General features: G+C 36.3%; 15 protein-coding genes, 5 pseudogenes and 1 other annotated feature. Of the genes and pseudogenes, 2 read left to right on the plus strand and 18 right to left on the minus strand.

The window, feature by feature from the left end; translation table 11 throughout:
* Nucleotides 1-92 precede the first annotated feature (92 nt).
* The 12 genes and pseudogenes from AC3WTA_RS04405 to AC3WTA_RS04460 all read right to left on the minus strand — a co-directional run bounded on the left by AC3WTA_RS04405 (nt 93) and on the right by AC3WTA_RS04460 (nt 14,628).
* The gene (locus AC3WTA_RS04405; RefSeq protein ID WP_492332826.1) at nt 93-4,295 is read right to left on the minus strand and encodes a tetratricopeptide repeat protein; all 4,203 of its coding nucleotides are present in this window, start codon (nt 4,293-4,295) and stop codon (nt 93-95) included.
* A 318-nt stretch (nt 4,296-4,613) separates the two neighbouring features.
* A pseudogene (locus AC3WTA_RS04410) lies at nt 4,614-4,817 on the minus strand (class I SAM-dependent methyltransferase); the annotation flags it as partial.
* A gap of 546 nt (nt 4,818-5,363) precedes the next feature.
* Entirely contained in the window at nt 5,364-7,052 is a 1,689-nt protein-coding gene (gene argS / locus AC3WTA_RS04415; RefSeq protein ID WP_061672903.1) for an arginine--tRNA ligase, read from the minus strand.
* Between the two features lie 44 nt (nt 7,053-7,096).
* Nucleotides 7,097-7,311: a binding site (T-box leader), on the minus strand.
* A gap of 40 nt (nt 7,312-7,351) precedes the next feature.
* Nucleotides 7,352-8,128 carry a class I SAM-dependent methyltransferase gene (locus AC3WTA_RS04420; protein WP_061672904.1) on the minus strand — a complete coding sequence of 259 codons (777 nt, stop codon included), beginning with the start codon at nt 8,126-8,128 and terminating at the stop codon, nt 7,352-7,354.
* Between the two features lie 49 nt (nt 8,129-8,177).
* On the minus strand, nt 8,178-8,612 hold the full coding sequence (locus tag AC3WTA_RS04425; protein ID WP_000063705.1) for a BrxA/BrxB family bacilliredoxin: 435 nt from the start codon (nt 8,610-8,612) through the stop codon (nt 8,178-8,180).
* Between the two features lie 83 nt (nt 8,613-8,695).
* The gene (locus AC3WTA_RS04430; RefSeq protein ID WP_000634876.1) at nt 8,696-9,079 is read right to left on the minus strand and encodes a thiol-disulfide oxidoreductase DCC family protein; all 384 of its coding nucleotides are present in this window, start codon (nt 9,077-9,079) and stop codon (nt 8,696-8,698) included.
* Between the two features lie 3 nt (nt 9,080-9,082).
* Entirely contained in the window at nt 9,083-10,210 is a 1,128-nt protein-coding gene (locus tag AC3WTA_RS04435; RefSeq protein ID WP_000692556.1) for a conserved virulence factor C family protein, read from the minus strand.
* Nucleotides 10,211-10,375: 165 nt separating this feature from the next.
* A complete protein-coding gene (locus AC3WTA_RS04440) occupies nt 10,376-10,714 on the minus strand; it encodes a single-stranded DNA-binding protein (protein WP_000982016.1) in 339 nt (112 codons plus the stop codon).
* 158 nt (nt 10,715-10,872) lie between these two features.
* Nucleotides 10,873-11,127, minus strand: a complete 255-nt coding sequence (locus AC3WTA_RS04445; RefSeq protein ID WP_000975142.1) for a DUF4318 domain-containing protein — start codon at nt 11,125-11,127, stop codon at nt 10,873-10,875.
* Between the two features lie 154 nt (nt 11,128-11,281).
* Nucleotides 11,282-12,013 carry a Bax inhibitor-1/YccA family protein gene (locus AC3WTA_RS04450; protein WP_001260655.1) on the minus strand — a complete coding sequence of 244 codons (732 nt, stop codon included), beginning with the start codon at nt 12,011-12,013 and terminating at the stop codon, nt 11,282-11,284.
* Nucleotides 12,014-12,088: 75 nt separating this feature from the next.
* Entirely contained in the window at nt 12,089-13,984 is a 1,896-nt protein-coding gene (locus tag AC3WTA_RS04455; protein WP_000783184.1) for an ABC-F family ATP-binding cassette domain-containing protein, read from the minus strand.
* Complete coding sequence (locus tag AC3WTA_RS04460; protein ID WP_000165957.1) at nt 13,981-14,628, minus strand: HD domain-containing protein; 648 nt, start codon at nt 14,626-14,628, stop codon at nt 13,981-13,983. The genes AC3WTA_RS04455 and AC3WTA_RS04460 overlap by 4 nt, the downstream gene beginning before the upstream one ends.
* A gap of 109 nt (nt 14,629-14,737) precedes the next feature.
* On the opposite strand from AC3WTA_RS04460, the gene AC3WTA_RS04465 reads away from it, so the two are divergent.
* On the plus strand, nt 14,738-15,469 hold the full coding sequence (locus tag AC3WTA_RS04465; protein WP_061672905.1) for a hypothetical protein: 732 nt from the start codon (nt 14,738-14,740) through the stop codon (nt 15,467-15,469).
* A 302-nt stretch (nt 15,470-15,771) separates the two neighbouring features.
* Here AC3WTA_RS04465 and AC3WTA_RS04470 read toward each other — a convergent pair.
* From AC3WTA_RS04470 to AC3WTA_RS04485, 4 genes and pseudogenes are all read right to left on the minus strand, one after another.
* Nucleotides 15,772-16,278: pseudogene (locus tag AC3WTA_RS04470) on the minus strand (SH3 domain-containing protein); the annotation flags it as partial.
* Nucleotides 16,271-17,044: pseudogene (locus tag AC3WTA_RS04475) on the minus strand (XkdF-like putative serine protease domain-containing protein); the annotation flags it as partial. The pseudogenes AC3WTA_RS04475 and AC3WTA_RS04470, both read right to left, overlap by 8 nt.
* A gap of 113 nt (nt 17,045-17,157) precedes the next feature.
* The gene (locus AC3WTA_RS04480) at nt 17,158-17,676 is read right to left on the minus strand and encodes a phage head morphogenesis protein (protein WP_492332827.1); all 519 of its coding nucleotides are present in this window, start codon (nt 17,674-17,676) and stop codon (nt 17,158-17,160) included.
* Nucleotides 17,677-17,789: 113 nt separating this feature from the next.
* Nucleotides 17,790-19,274, minus strand: a pseudogene (locus tag AC3WTA_RS04485) (phage portal protein).
* Nucleotides 19,275-19,489: 215 nt separating this feature from the next.
* On the opposite strand from AC3WTA_RS04485, the gene AC3WTA_RS04490 reads away from it, so the two are divergent.
* Complete coding sequence (locus tag AC3WTA_RS04490) at nt 19,490-20,314, plus strand: exosporium leader peptide-containing protein (RefSeq protein WP_277551238.1); 825 nt, start codon at nt 19,490-19,492, stop codon at nt 20,312-20,314.
* Nucleotides 20,315-20,520: 206 nt separating this feature from the next.
* Here AC3WTA_RS04490 and AC3WTA_RS04495 read toward each other — a convergent pair.
* Nucleotides 20,521-21,802: pseudogene (locus AC3WTA_RS04495) on the minus strand (PBSX family phage terminase large subunit).
* On the minus strand, nt 21,795-22,616 hold the full coding sequence (gene terS / locus AC3WTA_RS04500) for a phage terminase small subunit (RefSeq protein ID WP_492332828.1): 822 nt from the start codon (nt 22,614-22,616) through the stop codon (nt 21,795-21,797). Before terS ends, AC3WTA_RS04495 begins: the two are co-directional and overlap by 8 nt.
* Nucleotides 22,617-22,632: the final 16 nt, after the last annotated feature.

Genomic DNA, 22,632 nt, shown 5'->3' on the forward strand with positions numbered 1-22,632 from the left:
ATTAAAAGCTATTTTATGCCATTGGGCAATAAATTGTCAACTAATTCGAAATATATATTTATTTATATCCTTTTTTCCCTATTCCTATACAATTATTTCTCACATTCTTGTATTCCAGCTAAATCTTCATCTTCTTCAATAAGCTCAGCAAAGAATCCTGATTCATCCTCACGAAGAACAATTTCAAGCTCTTCCTTCGCCTCTTCAATTCTGTTTAACTGTGCTAAATAACAAGCGCGATCGTATCTTGCTAACAAATCACTCGCATCTATTGTTAATACATCATTTGTTATTTTTTCTGCCTTTAGTGTTTGGCCGGTATCATGATATGAAGATGCTAAAGAAAGAAGAATTGCTGCTTCATTTGGATGATGTATAGAAGCATTTTCTAATACATGAATTGCCTCTTCAAACCTTTCTTGACTTTGATACATTTCTCCTAAAGCAAGAAACGCTCTACTTACAAACGGTGTTTGCTCCATTAATTGTAAGGTAATCTTTTCTGCTTTTCTTTCTTCTCCTATTTTAAAGAATACTTGCGCTTGTAAAAGAAGCGTATCATAATCATCTGGTAACTCTCGAACCATTTGCTTCGTTATTTCTGAAGCATCCCGTAACATATCTTCTTCCTCACACGCTATGAAAAGATTTACAAGTTGCTTCGCTACATCGTAATCCCATTTATTTTCTAACGATGTTTGCAATACATCTATCGCCTCTTTATACATCGCCACATTCTCGTAAAATAGTGAAAATCGCTGCGCTGCCATACTATTTTTTTGATTTAACTTTAACGAAATTTCATACAAATCAATGATTGTAGTAATAATCGAAATTTCTTTCGCACGGTTTTTCATACGATAAAAAGCTCTCGTAATTATGGATTTCTTCGGCTGTTCATTTTGTTGACGTTCAATCCATCTTTCCGTCACCGCAGATGCAGCATACATAAATGCCATACTTCTTTCTGCCTTCTTCACCTTTAATGTATGAAGAAAATCTCGTATGTTAGACAATTTCTTATGTTGTTCTATCGCTTTTACATACACATCAAATATTCGTTCATTATTTGCATCTTTTTGTATAACTTTCATTGCAATTTCAATTGCTTTTTCATTTCTTTTTTTCACTAACACTTTGGCATAATGATATAGAACTTCTATATGCTCACTATCTAATTGAAGTGCCTCTTCAATCTGTGCTTGTTCTTTATCTATTTCATCCATCGCTCCATACACATATGCAATCGCATCTAATCGCCATATTTCAGGTGCTTCGTCCGCTAATTGTTCTAGTTCTGTCAGTAACTCCTCCTGAAGACTCATTTCTACTGAAAGCTGCGCCAAATATTCCATATTAATATGCATCGGCTCTTCTTTCATAGCCTGAACCATATGACTTTGTTCTTTAGAACGATTTTCTTCTTTTTCGTATATTTCTGCAAGCTGTAAATGTACACCTTCGAAATTCTCATCAAGCTCTAAACATGTTTCATACGCTTGTTTTGCTTCCGTCAATTGCCCTAATACCATAAGTGTTTCACCCATTCGGTAATAAGGTAATGCCGTTTCCTTTTGTTCTATCGCCTTATTATACCTTTTCATCGCTTGGCCGTACTGCCCAATAGATTCATATAAAATACCTGTATAACAACCGTATTCGCTTATTTCATTTCTTTCTTTGTGTAACGTTCTTAAGAATGCTATACCTCTTTGTACAAATACCGTTCCTTTAATTCGATTCACATATTCATCTAACGCACTTGCCACATTATATTCGCTCTGCTTTATACCACTCTCTAACTTAGACAAAGCTACTTTAAACCCTTCTTCATTTCCACCAAGTTCAACCTCAGCATCCCATAGAACCATTCCCGCATTCATAAGAAAATCTTGGCTCTTTTCAATTTGTTTTTCAATACCGAGAATATATTGTTTCGCTTCCTTGTATTGTTCTTTCGCCATATAAACTTGCGTAAGTCCAAAGTGAGAATAAACATCATCATGATTTTCTTCTAATGCACGATTATACAATGTTTCTGCTTCTTCCAGACTATCATTTTGAAAATGATAGTCACCGAGTTTTACGTATAGAGGTGCCTTATCGTCACAATTCTCAATACCTTTTAATAAAATTTCTTTCGTACTTTCCTCATCCTTCAAATCAGACTCGTATATTTCCGAAAGTTTCGTATAGATGTAAGGCGCATTACTATCCAAATAAATCGCTACTTTAAGCCCTTTTATCGCTAAATGTAATTTCCCTAAATGATGCGCACATCTCGCGCGCTCATACCATACATGTGCCTCATTTTTATTCTCTCTTAATAGGTCATTAAAAATTTCATACGCTTCTTCATATCTTTCTAAATCTATTAATATTAATCCGTGATTCGTTAAAGTGAATCTTTCTGGACTACGTTCTAAAGCAACTTGAGAAAACTGCAACGCCTTTTCAGATTGATCGATATACATGTATGATAAAGCGAGAAAACTCCAAGTAATCGGCTGATCTGCGTCTAATTGTAATGATGAACGAAAACTTGAAATCGCTTCTATATAACTCTCCTGTTCAAAAGCATATCTTCCGTTTATTAAATGATATAAAGCACGATTATTTTTCTTCTCAACACTTGTCAGCATTTGCCCGGCTTTTTCTAATTCTTGAAGGCGAATAAAGCACTGCGCACCATGCAATTTAACAAAATCTGAGTTTGGAAACTTCTCCATTAACTTTTCAATACAACATATAATAAACTCATTATCTACTTCAACATCTAAATGCTTAACCGTATATAACCACGTATTCGGATTATCACTCGTCTCTTTTAAAAATTGTACTAAGTTATGAATCCCCTCTTTATCATGTTCATCTAAATGATCCGTAAGAGAAAAAACAGATTTAAAATAATGATTTTCTTCTTCATTTAAAAATGCTAATCGCTCCTTCTTTTCTTTCGGAACAAACGTAATCGCTAAACAACCTGTGTAACGATATTTTTCTTGTAACTTACTATATTCCACAATAACTGGTTCTATAAAGTTCGGATCTTGAACATAAAAAGCTTGTAACGTATCATCATATCCAGATAGCACTTGTACATGTGAAGCATGCTCAATATCTATACTTAATAAAACAGGAATCCCTTCATCCAGCAGTCTCTTATAATTTTCCTCATTACCTTTAAAATAACAATATTCATAACCTAATTGTTCTAAATAAGAAACAGTATCTGAAAACTTTGAGCCTGTCATATCAAAAATAAACTCTGCTATTTCATCTTGTGTACGTTTTTCTCCCCATAATTGCAACATCATTTCTAAACTTGTCGGAACACAATAATTATCCTTTTGTACAATCGGAACTATCGGTAAGTGCACCTTTTTTCCATCTGGATTTTTTTCTAAATTATGATATAAAGACTCTTTTAAACTTTTTTCTTCTTTTAATAACTGTTGTAAATCTACAAGTTTATTCATTTTGTAAAGCGCTTCTGCACGTAAATGTACAAAGTAAGCTTTATACGCATGATAAGGAAGCTGATTATTTATATTATCTATTACCGCTAACATTTCTTCATACTTCCTTAAATCTAATAAATATTTTACCTTTTCAAAATGAAAATATGGTACTTGCGGGAACTTTACAATCGCATCATCAATTAGCTGTAAAGCACGTTTTTGTTCTCCTTGATTCGCATATAATTGTGATAATAAATAGGTAGATAGCTCTTCACAATCTTTATGCTGCATGCCAGCTATAAATTGTTCTTCTGCTTTCTCCCATTCACCTGTATGCATATAGACGTAGCCCCATTTATCAAATACGGCACGTGAACTGTACTCCTCTGCCTTTTGCATATAGATTAGGGCTTCTTCATTTCGTTTCATTTCCAACAAACATCGTACTAACGTAAAATATGTTTTCGCTAAAAGATCAGCTTCTATTTCTTCTTTATTTACCTCTTCTAATGAGTCTTTTAACAACTGTTCTACTTCAAGTATTTTCCGCTCATCAATTAACTCATCACAATATAAAGAGAGCGTTCTCATATTTGGGAATTTTTTGTAGGCGTAGCGAATGAGGAATGAACTGTATTGGTGCATAAGCCCTTCATCAGTAAGACGTATTAATATGTCAAACTCCTTATGCGAAGGAACACTAGCAAGCCAATTCTTCAAATAAGATAAAGTATTCTTTTCTTTTATATATGAAATTTCATTATTTATTTCCTGTAATCCATCTATAAATCTCTTGTCTTTCAAACAAGCATCTAACTGCTTAAAATCTAGCATGTATTCACCTCGAATATTTATTTATACTGCTACTTGCTTAGATTTTACACATCATATTGTAGGTATTCAACTAAAATCTCTTATAATGGATGGTATTAATTAATATTATTCAAATTTATAACAAAATATAGTAAAAATGATTGTTTTTCTCCATATTTTGTTTAATTAAATGGAATAACGTAACATGAGGATCTTATCTTTTGGAAGCCGAAATCCGTACATGGAATTATATCGGCGATAATTCAAATATATCAGCGATTATACGGTGCATATCGACTTACCGACAAAAAATGACAATCCTCAATAAATCGCTATCTTTCAACATTCTATTTCACCAAATGTAATTTTCATACTCGGAGCATATACTAAAGAAGAGTGCATTTGAAATGCTTTAAAAAATCGGAGTTCAGCTTCATATTGAGTTAGCGCATCATCATATGTTAATCCTCTAGTCATTAAACGTTCTATAACTTGCTGTTTATCACCTGGATGCCCTGCAACCCCCTCTTCTTTTAACGAATTTCCCGAAAGAATTCTCCTTCCAGAGGCGTGTGAAGGGCATAGTCCAACGATAGGTGGGAGATGAATTTCGGTTTGGTAGTATTCGAAAAATTTTGATGAAACAGCTGTATGAAGCTCTTTGATAACTTGATATATGAGGTTGCAGGAAGAAAATAGCGTGCGAAAACCAAGCCATTTGGTTCCTGCGTAAAATATCAACCGTACCAATAGAGCATCCAAGCGTTGGTCATCTAGTAGGGATGGAACGCCTCGAAGTAACGCTCAGGGAGACGAAAGGTTACTTTCATCGTGGAACTGAGAAGCTCCACTTCCAGCTTTGCTAAGTGGCGAGTAGTTCACATATGTTAGTTTACTGTTCCAATCGTATGTTTCCAATTCTAATGCCCCTTATATATGACATTACAATTCTCCATTAAATAAGGACATTCCTACACCTGAAACAATTCTAGAAAAATTTAGATTTAATAAAATAAAACTTCTGCTTTCATATTTTCTATAAAAATAAATAGGCATACATATCTACTATGATACGTATACCTATTTATTTTACATCTCCTTAGGTGCATCCACCCCAAGTAATCGTAACCCCTCTTTTAAGACAACTGTCACAGCATACACTAATGCAAGTCTGCTGTCTTTCTCTTTACTCTCTTCCAATATACGTACATTTCCGTAATATTTATTAAACGATTGTGCTAGATCTAATACGTATTTCGAAATGATTGATGGCTCATTTTTGTTGAAGGCTGCTTCAATTACTTGTGGGAATTTATTAAGTAATTTTACGACACTCCAGCTATGATCATCTTTTAATGCAAACGTACACGTTTCAAATTCTACACTTTCTTTTCTTAAAATAGAGCACGCACGTGCATGTGTGTACTGTACATACGGCCCTGTTTCCCCTTCAAATTTCAGCATGTTTTCTAATGAGAATTCAATATTATGCATACGCTCATTTTTTAAATCGTGGAAAATAACTGCGCCAGCGCCGACTTGCTTTGCTACTTCTTCTTTCTGCTTTAAATTTGGATTTTTCTCTTCAATATTTTGTTTTGCAAGGTCAATTGCTTCCTCAAGTACTTCTTCAAGTAAAATAACTCTTCCTTTACGTGTCGACATTTTCTTGCCGTCTTTTAAAATGAACCCAAACGGTACATGTTCCATGCCGTCAACCCAATTGTAACCAAGCTTTTTTAATACAGTGAAAAATTGATTAAAATGTAAACTTTGTTCTGGGCCAACTACATATAACGCTTTATCAAATGCATATGTGTTTTGACGGTATACAGCTGCCGTTAAGTCACGTGTTGCGTAAATCGTCGCACCATCTGATTTTCTAATTAAGCAAGGCGGCATTCCCTCTTCTTCTAAATTAACGACTAACGCACCTTCTGACTCTTCAAGCAAATCATGTTCCTCTAAAATCCCAATAAAATCTTCCATTAAGTTATTATAAAAAGCTTCTCCTTGAAAATTAGTAAATTCAACACCGAGAAGTTCATAAATACGAGAAAATTCTTTTAAGGATTCGTGACGGAACCAATTCCAAAGCTCAACCGCTTCTTCATCACCTTCTTCTAATTTCTTAAACCAAGCGCGTCCATCTTCTTCTAGTTCTTCGTCGTCTTTTACCTCTTCATGGAATTGAACATATAACTTAAATAGTTCACGGATTGGATCCTCTTTCACTACTGCTTCATTTCCCCATTTTTTATAAGCGGTAATTAACTTTCCAAACTGTGTGCCCCAGTCTCCAATATAATTAATTCCTACAACTTCGTAGCCACATTTTTCAGCGATATGTTTCAATGAATTCCCTATCATTGTAGAACGTAAATGCCCCATTGAAAAAGGTTTCGCGATATTCGGAGAGGAATAGTCGATAACTACAGTCTTTTCACATCCAAAGTGATTTTGACCGTACTTTTCTTTCTCCGCTAAAATCGTTTTTAACACTGCATCACTTACAGTTTCACGATTAAAAAATACATTTACGTAAGGACCAACAGCCTCTACCTTCGTAAAAAATGGATCACTTAATTTCTCCGCAACTTCCTTTGCGATAAGAGCTGGTGATTTTTTATATTGCTTCGCAAGTGAAAAACATGGAAATGCCGCATCTCCGAATTCATCTTGTTTCGGCGTTTCGATTAAATCTAAAATTTGGTTTTGTGTTAATTCATTCGTGAAAATATTAGATAAACTTTCCGCAAACTGCGTTTTATAATCCATACTACAACCTCCTTAATTTTTAAAACACAAAAAACTCGTCTCTAAAAAGAGACGAGTTTTAACCCGTGGTACCACCCTTGTTGTTCATTACGAACCACTTTCCCGTTTATAACGAGGACAGGGGGCCTCGGCTTACTCTACTATTCGTTCAAGAAGCATCTCCGAAGTGCGCTTCATCTTTTTCTTCTGCACTAGGCTCACACCACCCCTAGCTCGCTTTCCTTCAAAAAAAGACTACTCTCTTCGTCATCGACAGTATATTTAATTAATTATTGCTTATTATACATTTTTTCAAACAATTAGCAAGGGTCAATTACACCAAAGTGAAACTTAGCACTTTTTCTTTTGTATACGTGAAAATTGTGTTTTTCAAATCTAGAACTACGGAAATGATCTTTCAAAACGACACGCTTTCTCGCCACACGCTTCGCTTCCGCAATTGTTTCATCAGTAATATCATGATACAAAGCGAAGTGTTTTAATCCTTTTATTCCATCTGATTCTATAACAGTTTCTTCAAACATTGGATCAAGGTATACGACATCATAACTATTATCTTCACATTGTGTTAAAAATGCGTAATGCTCCGTTTGCTTCACATCGATTTGTTGCATTGCCTCATCAATTTCAGAAACAGATGAAGACCATGTTTTCAAACCATTTTCCATAATATAAGCCATATACTCATTGCCTTCAAGTCCCGTTACTTTTCCGCTTTCACCAACAATATAACTAGCTACAATACTATCTGATGCCATGCCAAGCGTACAATCTAACACTGTCATTCCGCTCTCTAATTGCGTGGCTTGTACAAACGGATCATGTTCTCCGCGCATTAACCTTTTCACACGAAACATCGCTGAGTTTGGATGAAAGAAAAACGACTCTTCCGTTCCTCTCGGATAAATAGCTAATCGGTTTTTCCCTACAACAAGTACATCTTGTTCATACTGCTCATGCAGTTTATGTACTGGTACGTCATTACGTTTAACGAAAGAACGATTTAATTCTGCTGCTACCTTGTTTGCATAATCTGTCATTTCTTTGTTCGTTCTTCCTGCTGTTGTTACGATCATTTTTTCACCTCTATATAAAGAAAAGAGGGAGATTTACTCTCCCCCTTCTTTAGCAATTCTTTTCAAAAGCTTGTTCTAAGTTCGTAATAATTTCGTCCATAGTTGCACCTTCAATTTCATGGCGGTGAATGAAGTGAACAACTTCTTTTCCTTTTAATAATGCCATAGATGGTGAAGATGGAGGAATTTCTCCGAAGTATTCACGCATTTTTGCAGTAGCATCTTTATCTTGGCCTGCGAATACAGTTACAAGATGATCAGGTTGTTTTTCAGCACGAACAACTGCTTGACCTGCTGATGGACGTGCTAAACCAGCTGCACAACCACAAACAGAGTTTACAACTACTAAAGTTGTACCTGCCGTGTTTTCCATAAATTCTGTTACAGCTTCTTCTGTAGTTAACTCTTCAAACCCAGAACGCACTAATTCTTGACGCATTGGGATTACCATTTGACGCATGTATTCTTCATAAGCATTTGACATCTTGTAATCTCTCCTTCAACTTTCATTCCAAATTCATCATATCACGCTCTATTACTAGGTGCAAAAGAAAGATTACGATGATTTCATTTTTTTGTAGGGATTTCACAAACCCCTTCACGGCAATGTCCAACTGGGACAAGTTTTCTATTGTTAGCGATATAATCGTATACTTTACTTCCAAATCCAAGTACAATAGATAGTTTTATAAAAGGCACGGCAAACCAGTAAGATGGAACAGCCTTTGCTAATACATGTATGCTATGAATCCCGTCATACCACTTATTATTTTTCAAAATATACAATCTTTGTTCCATCTTGCTTTGTAGTTCTTGAGAGAGTTCATATTTCTCAACTACATCTTCATCTCGAAATGAAACAAATTTCATCTTACCCTTTTTATCTAATTTTTTCGTACGTTCAGCAACCGCCGTACACATCGGGCACCAACTATCATAGAAAACAATCATACATTATTCTCCTTTACGAGACTCCGTCATTTGTTTCCATACAGAACCTTTTGCTTCTTCTCCGCCTTCAATACGCTCTAATGCTAGACGCGCTTGCATCGCTACTTCAAACTCTGGATCATCTTGCGCTGCTTTTAATGCCGGAATCGCACTTTCATCTCCAAGTTCAAATAAGAACATCGCTGCACGCCAGCGTACTAATTTACTTGAATCTTTCAGAGATTTAATCATAACGAACATCGCTGCTGGATCACCTACGTCTGATAAGCAATCGCCCGCTGTACGGCGAACACTTACTGAACGATCTAATAACGCTTTATATAATAACGGCAATACTCCATCACCTTTTACCATACCTAAATACGCTGTTGCTAAACGGCGGATCGAAACTTTTTCATCATCTAACGCCATCTTCAACACTGGCATATCTTCTTCAGTAGGATCCATTTGTTCTAATGCCGCAAAACGGTTTTTCCAGTCAGCATCTTTCATCATCTCTTCTGTTACTTTATATGGCTCACGCTTTTGAATCGTTACTTCAACAGCACCTGCCTGGTTTAATAATTCTTTAACTGTTTCATTTACACGTTCTTCTGAATAAGCAGCAACAATTTCTTCTACTACTTCTTTCCCGATTTCTTCAAAATTACCGTAACGTGTACTTTGTTCCACCCATTTACGTTCTTTTACAACGTTTGGTGCAGACATTTGAACTTTCATAATTGATTCTTTAAAACGATCTGGTAAACCAACACGTTCTTCCGTTGTTCCATCTGTTAACTTTACTTGCATTGGAATTGTAAAGAACATTTGAACAAACACTTTCACTTCTCCAAAATGAGCAAGTTGTTGTCCTTCACTCTCTTCTACTACCTCTTCGCCGAAAACAGCACGAACTTGTTGTAATAAAACTTTCCAATCAAACTTTGCATTTCGCTCCACTGCTAAAAAGTCGGCTACATGATATACACCTTTAATGCCTTCAATTTTCAAAATTTCTTGCACTTGCATTGGTGCTTGTTCTTTATTTTCATTTGTATAATTATTACGCGCTCCTGATGGTAATACTTCATTCAAAATAACTTTCATTGTATTTGGACTTGGCGTCGGTTCAATTGCTTTAATCTTCACGTAAAAAACTCTCCTTTATTGCATGTTCTTAGCTGTATTGTAACATGTTCCACCTCTTTAAACCTACTCGGATGCTTTATCTTGCTGATTTCTTTCCATCATCATACTTTTTCATTCTTTCTCTTTCCACCTAATTCCCCCAAACCCATTGTTTAAAATCCCATCTTATTGCGATGCCCCCTCCCGCCTTTTCTCCAAAAATGTAATGCTCTCAATCAGAACTTCCGTTATATATATTCTCTTTCCTTGATCATCCTCGTAATTCCTCGTATGAATACGTCCGGTAATTCCAACAAGTGACCCCTTCTTACAATATTCAGTTACATTCTCAGCCGATTTTCTCCAAACGACACAATTAATAAAATCTACTTGTTGCTCACCTAGACTATTTCGAAAACCTCTATTCACCGCAACACATATTCGTGCATAAGCGACACCTTGCTTTGTGTAGTATAATTCTGGCTCCTTTGTCAATCTACCGATTAATACAACTCGATTCATCATATGTTATACCACCTCACATATTTTTCTTTATTGTAAAGAAAAATGTATGAAGGGTAAAAAACGTAAAATAATATATTTTAAAGTAAAAAATATTATTTTATATGCTGTAAAAGAAAAAAAGAAACCTTACATATATTAAACATGTAAGGTTTCAAAATTTATACTTCACTACAGGAAATGTAATATCCACCGCGAGCCATCTTTATCTCAACACGATACATTACATTTTCTAAGTAAAAAGTAATCGGTTTAACTTTACTCTCAAAATTCAATTGTTCCTGACATTCAACCGCATACCTTTCGATAGCGGAAATAATAACTTCTGATGATGGATACGTTAAAGCATCTTCTAGTTCTATGAAAAAACTTTTAGAAAATAGTTTTTTCATAATCCCTTTCTTCTCTTTCATCATATTCCATCCCCCTTCAATTTGATTTACCAACAACCATATTATACCATTACCGAAATTAACCTGCATTAACAGGCAGTATAAGCCTCACTGATTAAAATTTCACTCTATCTTTGAAAATAAAAAAATCCTGCATTTTTCATGCAGGATTTTTTTATTAGTCATTTTTCGTAAAGTAAGAAACGAAACGAAGAATTTCTAAGTATAACCAAACTAATGTAAGCATTAGTCCCATCGCAGTGTACCACTCCATATATTTCGGAGCTTGACTACGTACACCATTTTCGATTAAATCGAAATCTAGTAATAAGTTTAATGCAGCAACTACGATAACAACTGCACTAATAATAATACCAATCGTACCGCCTTGGTGAATGTACGGAACAGTTACACCAAACATGTTTAGTAGAAATACGACTAAATACATAACCATAATTCCAAGTGTTGCTGCCATCACGCCTGTACGGAATTTATCCGTTACCTTTACTACACGCGTTGCATATAACACTAACATTGCAAATAGAATTGAGATTGTTAGTAATACAGCATTTAAAACGATAGAATCGCCAAACTTCATTGTATAAACCGCTGAAATACTACCTAATACAACCCCTTCTACTGCCGCATAGATTGGTGCACCAAAAGGTGAAATACGTGGGAAGAACATAGACGCAAATGCGATGATTGCCGCAACGATTAAAGCACCAATTAGTACTGGCATCTTCATCGTCCCCTGCATCATCTGTATGTATGAATAGACAGACGTTGCAAGTAGCAAGATAAGCATAATAAACGTTTTGCCTACTGTTCCGCCAATCGTCATCGCAGAAGCACTTGCTCCCTCTTTACGGAATGCCTCTTTTTTCAACATTGGATTAGATGTTCTCATTTTTTCCCTCCTAAAATAGGTTCTACCAATAGTGTAAAGTTTTTCTCTTTACTTTTCAATATATGCAGCTGGTTTTTATTTTAATCCTTCAACGATGTCTGATAGTTCACTCCATCTTTCCATCGTTTTTTCTAGCTCTTCTTCTGTTTTTTGCTGTGCTTCAGATAATTCTTGTGCCTTTGTGAAGTCAGATCCAACTTTCGTAAGTTCTTCTCCAATTGACTCAATTTTCTCTTCTAGTTCAGCAATTGTATCTTCAATTGTTTCCCATTCACGCTGCTCCTTGTATGAAAGTTTACGTTTACGTTGTTGTTTCGGAGCTTCTTCTACCACTTTTTTCTCTTTTTGAACTTCCGCCTTCTCAATAAGTTCTTTCGTCTTTTCCATTTCTAAAAAGTCCGTATAACTACCTAGGAATTCACGCACTTCGCCTCCACCACTAAAGATGAACAATTCATCTACTACTTTATCTAAGAAGTAACGGTCATGCGATACAGTTAAAACGACACCTGGGAAATCTTCTAAATAATCTTCCAGTACTGTTAATGTTTGTGTATCTAGATCATTCGTAGGTTCATCCAGTAATAGTACGTTTGGTTCTCCCATTAAAATACGTAATAAATATAAACGTCTTCTTTCACCACCAGATAGTTTACCAAGCGGTGTACCATGTGAGTGCGTCGGGAATAAGAAACGTTCTAGCATTTGAGATGCACCAATTACTTTTCCATCTGTCGTATGAATAACTTCTGCAATCTCTTTAATGTATTCAATCATACGCTGATTTAAATTCATCTCTTCATTTTCTTGCGTATAATAAGCAACTTTTACAGTTTGTCCTACTTCAACTTCACCACTATCAGGAGCTAACTTGCCTGCAAGCATATTTAATAGAGAAGATTTTCCGCTTCCATTCGCTCCAATGATTCCGATACGATCTCCTGGTTTCACAATATGATTAAAGTTGTGTAATACCGTTTTATCACCGAATTTTTTCGTTACATCTTTTAACTCAAGTACTTTTTTACCGAGGCGACTGCCGCTAAGCGCAATATCAACTGACTGTTTTGCAGCTGGTCCTTCTTGACTTTTTAACTCATCAAATCGTTGAATACGTGCTTTTTGCTTTGTCGAACGAGCTTTTGCACCGCGGCGGATCCATGCTAGTTCGCGGCGATATAAGTTTTGACGTTTTGATTCTTGCGCAATTTCTTGTTCTTCACGAAGTGCTTTCGCTTCTAAAAATGTACTATAGTTTCCTTCGTAACTATATAGTTTACCATTGTCTAATTCAAAAATACGGTTTGTCACACGATCTAAGAAATAACGATCATGGGTTACAAGTAATACCGCACCATTATATCTTGCTAAATATTCTTCTAACCATTCAACTGTCTCATGGTCAAGATGGTTCGTAGGCTCATCCAAAATTAATAAATCAGGTGTTTCAATAAAACATTGCGCCATTGCAATACGCTTTTTTTGTCCACCAGATAGGTTTCCAACAGTTGCTGTAAAATCAGTAATTCCTAATTTCGTTAATAACGATTTTGCATTCGCATTTGCTTCCCATGCACTCATCGCATCCATACGTTGCTGCACTGCAAATAATTGTTCCTGTACTTTTTCATTACTTGGATCTTTTTCGATATTTAATAACGATTGTTCATAATCACGAAGAAGACGAATTAAAGGTGTATCACCATGGAACACTTGCTCTAATACTGTTAGTTTTTCATCAAACTCTGGTTGCTGTGATAAATAACTAATTGTATACCCACGGGAATGCGTCATATCACCTGTATCAGGAGTTTCTAACCCTGCAATAATTTTTAATAATGTCGATTTACCAGTACCGTTTACACCAATAATTCCGACACGTTGTCCTTCTGTAATACTACATGATAATCCATCAAATAACGGTTTTTCTCCGTATGATTTCGATAAGTTTTCCACAGTTAACATTTTCATATTTGTGCATTCCACTCTTTCATAAATTGTTCAATAAACTGTTCCATATAACGATGACGAACTTCAGCCTCTTGTTTTGCTGCGTTCGTGTTCATTAAGTCTTTTAGTTTCAAAAGTTTTTCATAAAAATGATTTAAAGATGGATCGTTATTTTTTCTATATTCATCTTTCGTCATCACTTCACGTGGAGGAATAGTTGGATCATACATTAATCTCCCTTTCGCTCCACCATACGCAAATGTGCGAGCTATTCCAATTGCTCCAAGAGCGTCTAAGCGATCCGCATCTTGAACAAGCTTCCCTTCAAGTGAATCCACTTTACCGCCATGACCACCTTTATAAGACATATTGGCAATGATATGAAGAACATGTTTACTTTCCTCTGCTTCAACATGTAACTCTTCTAACCAATCAGAAACTTTTTTCATTCCTGCTTCTTCACTTTCATTTAACTTCTCATCTGCCACATCGTGAAGTAATGCTGCCATTTCAATTATAAAACGATTTCCCCCTTCTTGCTCGGATAAAGAAATCGCCAGTTTATGTACGCGTTCAATATGATACCAATCATGCCCACTCGCATCTTTTTCTAAAATATGTTTTACAAAAGTAATTGTTTTTTGAATCTTTTCTTGTTTTGTCATTTTATCTTCACCCAGTTACTTATTGTAACACGCCCGCATTTTTTCATCACATATTTTCTTGTCCGCCCATACACTGGGTGGTAGGCATCATCATGAAGGAGGAATAAATATGTTCTATAATAATCAACCGCCTTATCCACAACAACCATTTTACCCTCAGCAACAGGACCAAAGATACACAGAACAATATGAAGAACAAGAGCTACAAGAGCAACACTATGAACAAAATCCATACGCATCACAACAAAACCAAGAAGCTAATCATCAACAAAATTCATTCGACACACGTCCAAATTATGAATATCCTCAAAACCCATATGCAGCACCGCAAAATCAAGAACAACAATTTCAACAAAATCCATACGTAGCACCACAAAATCAAGAACAACAATTTCAACAAAATCCATATGCAACTCAGCCGCAAATGCACCAACCAAACTATGACGCGCGTGTTTCACCACCGGCACCTCAAACAATCGATCCAACACAACCACAAATTTTACCACCAGGACCAACACTCGATATTACACAACCGCAAATCTTACCACCAGGACCAACATTTGATATCACACAGCCTCAAATCTTACCGCCTGGACCAATTACAGAACCAACGCAACAACAAATTCAACAAGTTGTCGGTACACAGTTTTTACCTTTAAAGAAACCTGTACTAGATTTCGTAAAACCTTGGGTAGATTACGGTTTAAATGAAGCAAAACATACATCACACAAACATGCTTTAACAGAAGTTGCTGCGATTATGTTTTTAGTTGGGAAAGGATTCAACCCGACGATTGCACATTATATTGTAGAATCTTGGGAGAAGAATGAGCAGTTTTAGGGTTGTTTATTTGCTAAAACATAAAAAATATAAAAGTGCCAAATCCCTTATATCACAAGGGGTCTGGCACTTTTTAGTATCCGGAATAAAGTTTATTAGAATAATTATTTTTATGGATTTTCATACTTTTTTATATAATACGTGAACAAAATGTGAGCAAATATGTGAACATAAACGGCACACGAAACGCCTTTACTATTTTGAATTTCATATCAGGGCAAACCATTTACTTTAACTTTTAGATTCACAGTAAACCCTAATTCTTCATCATCCAAAGTATGTCTAAACTTGGGCATACTTTTTCACTTCATATATACGTAGACTTCACATGCAGTTACATAGTATATTTTCCCTTGGCTGTTGTGTACTTTATATTGCGGTGAGCCATTAACACTTATTTTGGCATCGATAATGAAACCAAGTCCTTCATCTACAGTTCCAGCTACATCTTTATCAGACCAAGAAGCAGAATCATAGAAGCGAAGGTTGTCCACTTTAGAAACAACGCGTTTTCCTACTTCAGAACTTGCAGCAGAAGTTTGTTCCCCTTGATATTTAATGTAGGATGGATTGTTATAAATCCATTGATTACCACCAAGATTTAACCAATCACCTTGTTTTCCCCACACTTGATAGGATTCATCTTTACTTAATTGACGGATAATACCGTAATTTGTTGATGGTCCATTTCTAAGGTTTACATTATATCCATCGATATAAGCAAGCCCTGTTGTCCATGTTACGTTTTGAGAAGGTTCTTGTGGTTTTGGTTTAACTGTAACTGTTTCGCCTTCATACGCCTTTTGTACTATCTTCTGATTCCGCAATGGTATAACCGCCCTTAATAGATGAAAGTATGTCCTTCATATCGTCAAGAGCAGCTGCCATACGGTCGATATCGGGATTACTTTCCCAAATCTCCCAATAGAACACATCTTCAAATAAATTAAAAACAGCCCGTAAATCACGCTTTTGTTTTTCATCAATAAAGCGGTCTTTAACTTCGCCTTTTTTAATTTCGTGTTTTTCACCTTTGACGAAATCTAGCATTTTTCGAATGAGACTTTTATCTTCATGAGTAAAATCATCTGCCTTCGCAATTTCTACACGTTCAGCAAATCCCCCCATTGAAAACCCTGTAATATCGCCTTTCTTTACTTGTTCCCATGTTTCTTCATCGTCGACGCGGACTGTCATAAGCCAGGTACCAGCTGTTACCTCTTGATCGCCAACCATCATATCGCTTTTAGCAATCCAGTTTTCGACGACAGTACCTTTACCAGCTATTTCATCATGCTGCTTATCGATATGTTGGTAATTTTCCATAAAAGTATATGCAGCCTTTTCTATCTCTTCTGCAGTCATCATGTCATCGTGACTATCTTCAACAAGCGGTTCATATACTACACCTGTAATAAGCTGCTTCTCTTCCTCTGTTTTAAGGATTGGGATCTGTTTTGATATATTTGGTTGTTTAGCAGCTTCGCTTTTCATGATGGCAAATTGACGACCATTAGCTCCCTTTGTAACTAGGGAAACATAGCTAATATTAGCGTTTTTCAGTTCATATGCCATTGTTTTACCTCCTTCCCTATAAATATTGGGGTTCCACTGTCAAAACGCATAGCAGCCAATTTAAAGCTGTATACGTTTTGACGATGAAACCCCAATCAGATAGGTGTATTTTATTACTCTTCTGAAATCATAGTGCAACGGCAATGCGGATGAGCTGGTGGGCACATCTTTCCATTACTAAATAGATCATCAATATCTACCGTTTCCCCATGTAAACCACCACATTCTTTACAAACACGCTCGTCATTTCCTGTAAGCCATGTTTTCTTGTTTCTATTTGCACCCTTATAAGCAATTAAATTGCCGTAATTCATTGCATATGTTATTTCTGTACGTGCAATCATCATTGCTCTATAGTTACTTGATTCTGACATCACATCTGCAATAGAAACACTTAATGCATCAACACCCATTCCCTCACTAAGATTCTTTAACATTGTCTCTCTTAATCTATCTTTAGTGGTTTCATGGATTCCTTTTGCTAATTCAAATGCATAAGCAGCAACCCATTTTGCAGCAACGTCACCAATTGGATCTAATACCATCCAGGTTAAACTATTTGATGCAATGGTACTTTGTACAAATTCTGTTACATCATCCTGCAGCGTGTCTGTGACTTCATCGACAAACATTTGTCTTTCTTCATCCCAATCGACACTATCAAGAAATTCATCAACTTCTGTTTCTGCAATTGCAAGATCAATCTCTTCATCTGCTTTATTAATACGAATTACGGGAAGCAGGTTTAAGAGCCGTTTTCCCTGCTCTGAAAAAAATCAGCTACCTTCTTTTGCATAGCTTTCTCTATTTCTTCATGCTTTTCTCTAAATGTATTAATAGCAATTAAGTTATCTTGTTTATCATCTGCAGCTTTTGCAATCTGCTCTACTTGAGAAACAGTTTGACTGCCTTCAAAGAATGTATCCCCATCTGCTACTGGTTCATAACCTACTACTTTATGAGATTCATTCCTTGTTAATATACGTTTCTCATAACCATCAGCCGCATATTGCATATCTGCTTCACGATCATCTGTATCAATTTCGTTTAATTTAAAATACCAATCTAAACCACCTAATATTTCAGCGAATACACGGAACAATTGATTATTCAATCGATGTTCTAATATTTCTTGCCCAGGCTCAATAATAGAACGCTTGTACATCTCATTCATTTCCTTAGCAGTTGTTTGTCCTAATGAACCTGTCATAGCCCAACCGATACGATAAGGTGGTACACGATGGGCCACACATATCTCCATTGCGCTATCCTGCTTATATAAACGGAAACTACCTTCTTTTACGTCTGGACGGACTGACTTTTTCTAACCTAGCTTTTGCTCCTGGCGGTACAGGAACAACGGCCAACTTGTGATGCTCTCCTTTTGTTTCTGCAGAGAAGAACTCTTTTAACTCGTTTTCTGTTCCATCATCTATTTCATCGACGCCCTCAAGAAATAACAAAGCATCTGGAATAGTCTTAGCCGTGAAAAAGTTAATATCGTAATCTCTCACTGCTTGAGATCCAACTATTGAGCCAATAGAACTAACGTAATTAGGTATCCCATAATAAGAAGAACGAGAACCGAATTTACGAATAACAATAACTTCACCGGCTTTTTCTGTTCCATTTTCCGCAATATCCTCCGCTCCTAAAGGGCGACCATCAACAAGGCTATAATCATCTGGATAACCGAATTTTTTAAACCATCGTTCTTTGTTACTTACGATTTGAGCAAAACGTACTTTATCTTTATGAGCACGTACTGTATGAGCTGGAATATGGTAAAGTTTTGACGGTTCATCTTTGTTATTCCGAACAACCTCGATAATACCCCAGCCAACTGTTTCATAATCATCCCATACGGCCCTTATAATCTCTGCGCTTGTCATTTTTGGATTACAATTACGCATGAATTCTTTTAATCTTTTATATTGCTCTTGGTTTGCTTCTTTCACTTCTTCAAAAGGAGCAAAGTCGAAACCAACACCCGCAATATCATCGACTTTTGCGCTAATACAAGCAGAATGGAATGGATTGGATTACTTTCCTTTATTTCCAGCAGTACTGACATATCATAAGGAGGTATAATTAATCCCTTATCACCATATATTTGCGCGAATGGGTCAACCGCCATTTGCTTACTGTTGTCTTCCTTATTCTTCGGATCATCTGCAGCTTTATTAATACCAAATACTTTTACATTCTTAATTGTCTTCTTATCGCTCATATCGTTTATGTGTCCTCCTTTCTTCTATTAGGGGCACCGCCACATCGCTATCAAGTTAAGAAACACATTCTTCCCCAAAACGATAAAAATGAACTTCGGTGCTATAAAAAACACACAATAGTAAAAAGTTAGCATATAATATAGTGATGAATAGATTTCATGTAAGGTAACTGCTTATATTCCTATAACAAAATATACCCATAGGAGGTAGTTATATGTTTGATAAAAATCAAATACTTCAAGCTAATGCATTGAATCCAAATTTAATTGGTCCTACACTTCCCCCAATTCCCCCATTTACTTTACCAACAGGAGCAACTGGCCCAACGGGAGGGACAGGCCCAACGGGAGCAACTGGCCCAACAGGAGCAACTGGCCCAACAGGAGCAACTGGCCCAACGGGAGCAACTGGCCCAACGGGAGCAACTGGTCCAACAGGAGCAACTGGCCCAACGGGAGCAACTGGTCCAACAGGAGCAACTGGCCCAACGGGAGCAACTGGCCCAACAGGAGCAACTGGCCCAACGGGAGCAACTGGCCCAACGGGAGCAACTGAAAGTTGTCTTTGTGATTGCTGCGTTTTACCTATGCAGAACGTTTTACAACAACTTATTGGGGAAACAGTAATTCTTGGCACTATTGCAGACGCGCCCAACGTCCCCCCTCTTTTCTTTTTATTTACTATCACTTCCGTAAATGATTTTTTAGTTACAGTTACAGATGGTATCACATCCTTTGTGGTCAATATTTCTGATGTAACAGGGGTAGGATTTTTACCACCAGGGCCATCTATAATATTACTTCCACCTGTAGACTCAGGATGCGAATGTGATTGTCGTGAACGACCAATTAGGGAATTACTAGATACGCTTATTGGTTCTACAGTGAATCTTTTAGCAAGTACTGGTTCTACTGCAGCAAATTTTAACGTGGAACAAACAGGTCTTGGTATTGTTCTAGGTACTTTACCTATAAATCCAACTACAATCGTTAGGTTTGCTATTTCAACCTGCAAAATTACAGCTGTGAACATTCTATAAAATTTAGAGATGTATGATACAAAATAGCACCAAATGCCCATCAACCTAACATTTTGAAGTATCCCCAAAACAAAAAATTGTACATTTTCACCTGAGGATGCCAATTTTCTTGTTTTTGGGGTATTTGCTTTTCTTAGCTTGATAGGTATGTGGCGATACCTCTATTAATAAAAAGCAAATGAAATAGCCGAACAATTTATACCCGACTACATTCTTTTAACCTTTCCACCCATAACGACTTTACGTTTACTCATATCGTCCTCACATGCATAACGAGTCATATCGATACTATGATTATCTTTATCTTGTAATCTATTTTTAGGATTACCGTCTTTATCAACTTCATAATCAATATTCTCGAATTCACCTGCAGTTTTCGGACAACGTTTAGGGTCGATTATGATTTCCACTAAATCATCTAGCCATTTTTCCCCGTATTCAACGGAACCAGGACCTTTAACTGCACCTTTTATTTTCTTAATATCATGATCGTTTTTCATTTCATCAATTGACTTTGGTTCCGATGAATCGGCAATTATCTCGACGTCATCCCAACCGAGTTGTTTAATCTTTTCAGCTAAGGAACGGTTACTGATTTTAACGCCATGTATTTCACCGAATATATAAAGCTTTCTGCGCGTTTTATCATAATGCATACGGCCAAAAGACAGCGCGTCATTCCCATAACCCCAGTCAATCCCTTGACGTATATTATCAAATGTTTTAATTTCTTTATCTGTAATACGTCTGAATGTGAGATTACTAAATGGAACAACGCCACTGCCTGTCGGTTTCCCTTCATATTCATGTTCATATTGCTGTGGTTTAAGTCTTTTTGTTTCTTCTGCTTCTTCCACGAACTGCTTAGAAATATGAGGATTATCATGATATGTACTATGATGTACAAATGTATTCTTTGGCTTGAATTGCGTTTCAAACTTCTTATTAACCCAGGACTGTTTTCTCTTCGGTGGTTTATACGAGTAATACATTTTATATCGCAGTCCATTCGGTAATTCTTTACGCAAAATAGACTTCTCTATTGTAGAAACATCTTCTTCTAATTTAAATTCGGCCAACTCTTCAAACCATGCAATAGCAACTGGATACTTCGCTATTTTAATAGATTTGATTTTTGCAGGGTCATCAGCACCACGGAATATCATTTTGTTTCCACGCGGTTTATAAATGATTTCCATCGGACTTTCTTTAAAACGAAATAAATGCTCTACACCTAAGATTTCTATCGCTTCTTTTATTTGCTCATAGCAGGATTCCCTTATTGTATCCTTTACTTTACGTATACAAAGAACCGTAATAGGAAACTGAATAAGGTCCATCCATAACGATACAAATGGATATATCAGTAGATTTACCCGAACCACGACCGCCCTTACAAACGATTTTTAATATAGATTCACATTTACGGGCTAACCAAACTTGATGAAATGCTGGTGGAAGTATTTCATCTATTTGCTTTTTAGACATTTAAATCACCACTGATATTATCTACAATGACAACTGGCTCAATATTATCATCATTATTAGTAGATTTAATCTTATCGATTTGAACCTGTATAAATTCAAGTTTAGCGCGTCGCTCATCATCTATATTAGCCAACCTATCAAAATCTTTAATAAGAGCAGACAAGGTAGAAAGTGCTTTAGATTGAGCATTTAAGAAACTTGCTTGTTTATCCCAAGCAAATTGAATCTCCCACTCTTCTTCAAAGCCGCTTTCACTAAGCTTTTTCTTTCGTAGTTCCTTTGTCATGTCCTCTTTATTATTAACGAACATAATACGTTGAGCATGAATGATTTGAGTGTGCTGCAGCATTATACTTTCCCATAGAATTGATAATGGATCATTGTTAATGGCTTCCTCTAGCTCTTCTTTTAAAGCGTATAATTCTTGTGGTAAATACTTTCTATACAAACCATGTGTAGCAGCATTACCATTACGTAGCGGAGCAGAACCTCCGGGATTACCGGTAGCATTTTTATTGCCCTTTTTGGCTCCACCACGATTGTTTACAGCATTCTTATTACCTTTGGGTGCTCCTGGTTTCTTTTTGGAGTACTCCGTATCTTTCTTTGGAGTACTCCGTTCATTTTTATGGAGTACTCCATTTAATTTGTCTATCCATCCATCTTTCGATTTCCATCCGCCAACCGTTTTTTCACTTACAGTTTTTTCGGATGTAGACAACAATTCGGCAATTTTACGATTCGTAATATCACCATTATGTTCTTTAAATATTTCATACGCTTTGTTACGGTCTGGACTTCGTTGTCTGGCCATAATTACATAACACCTG

Source organism: Bacillus sp. EB106-07-01-XG149, assembly GCF_058791555.1.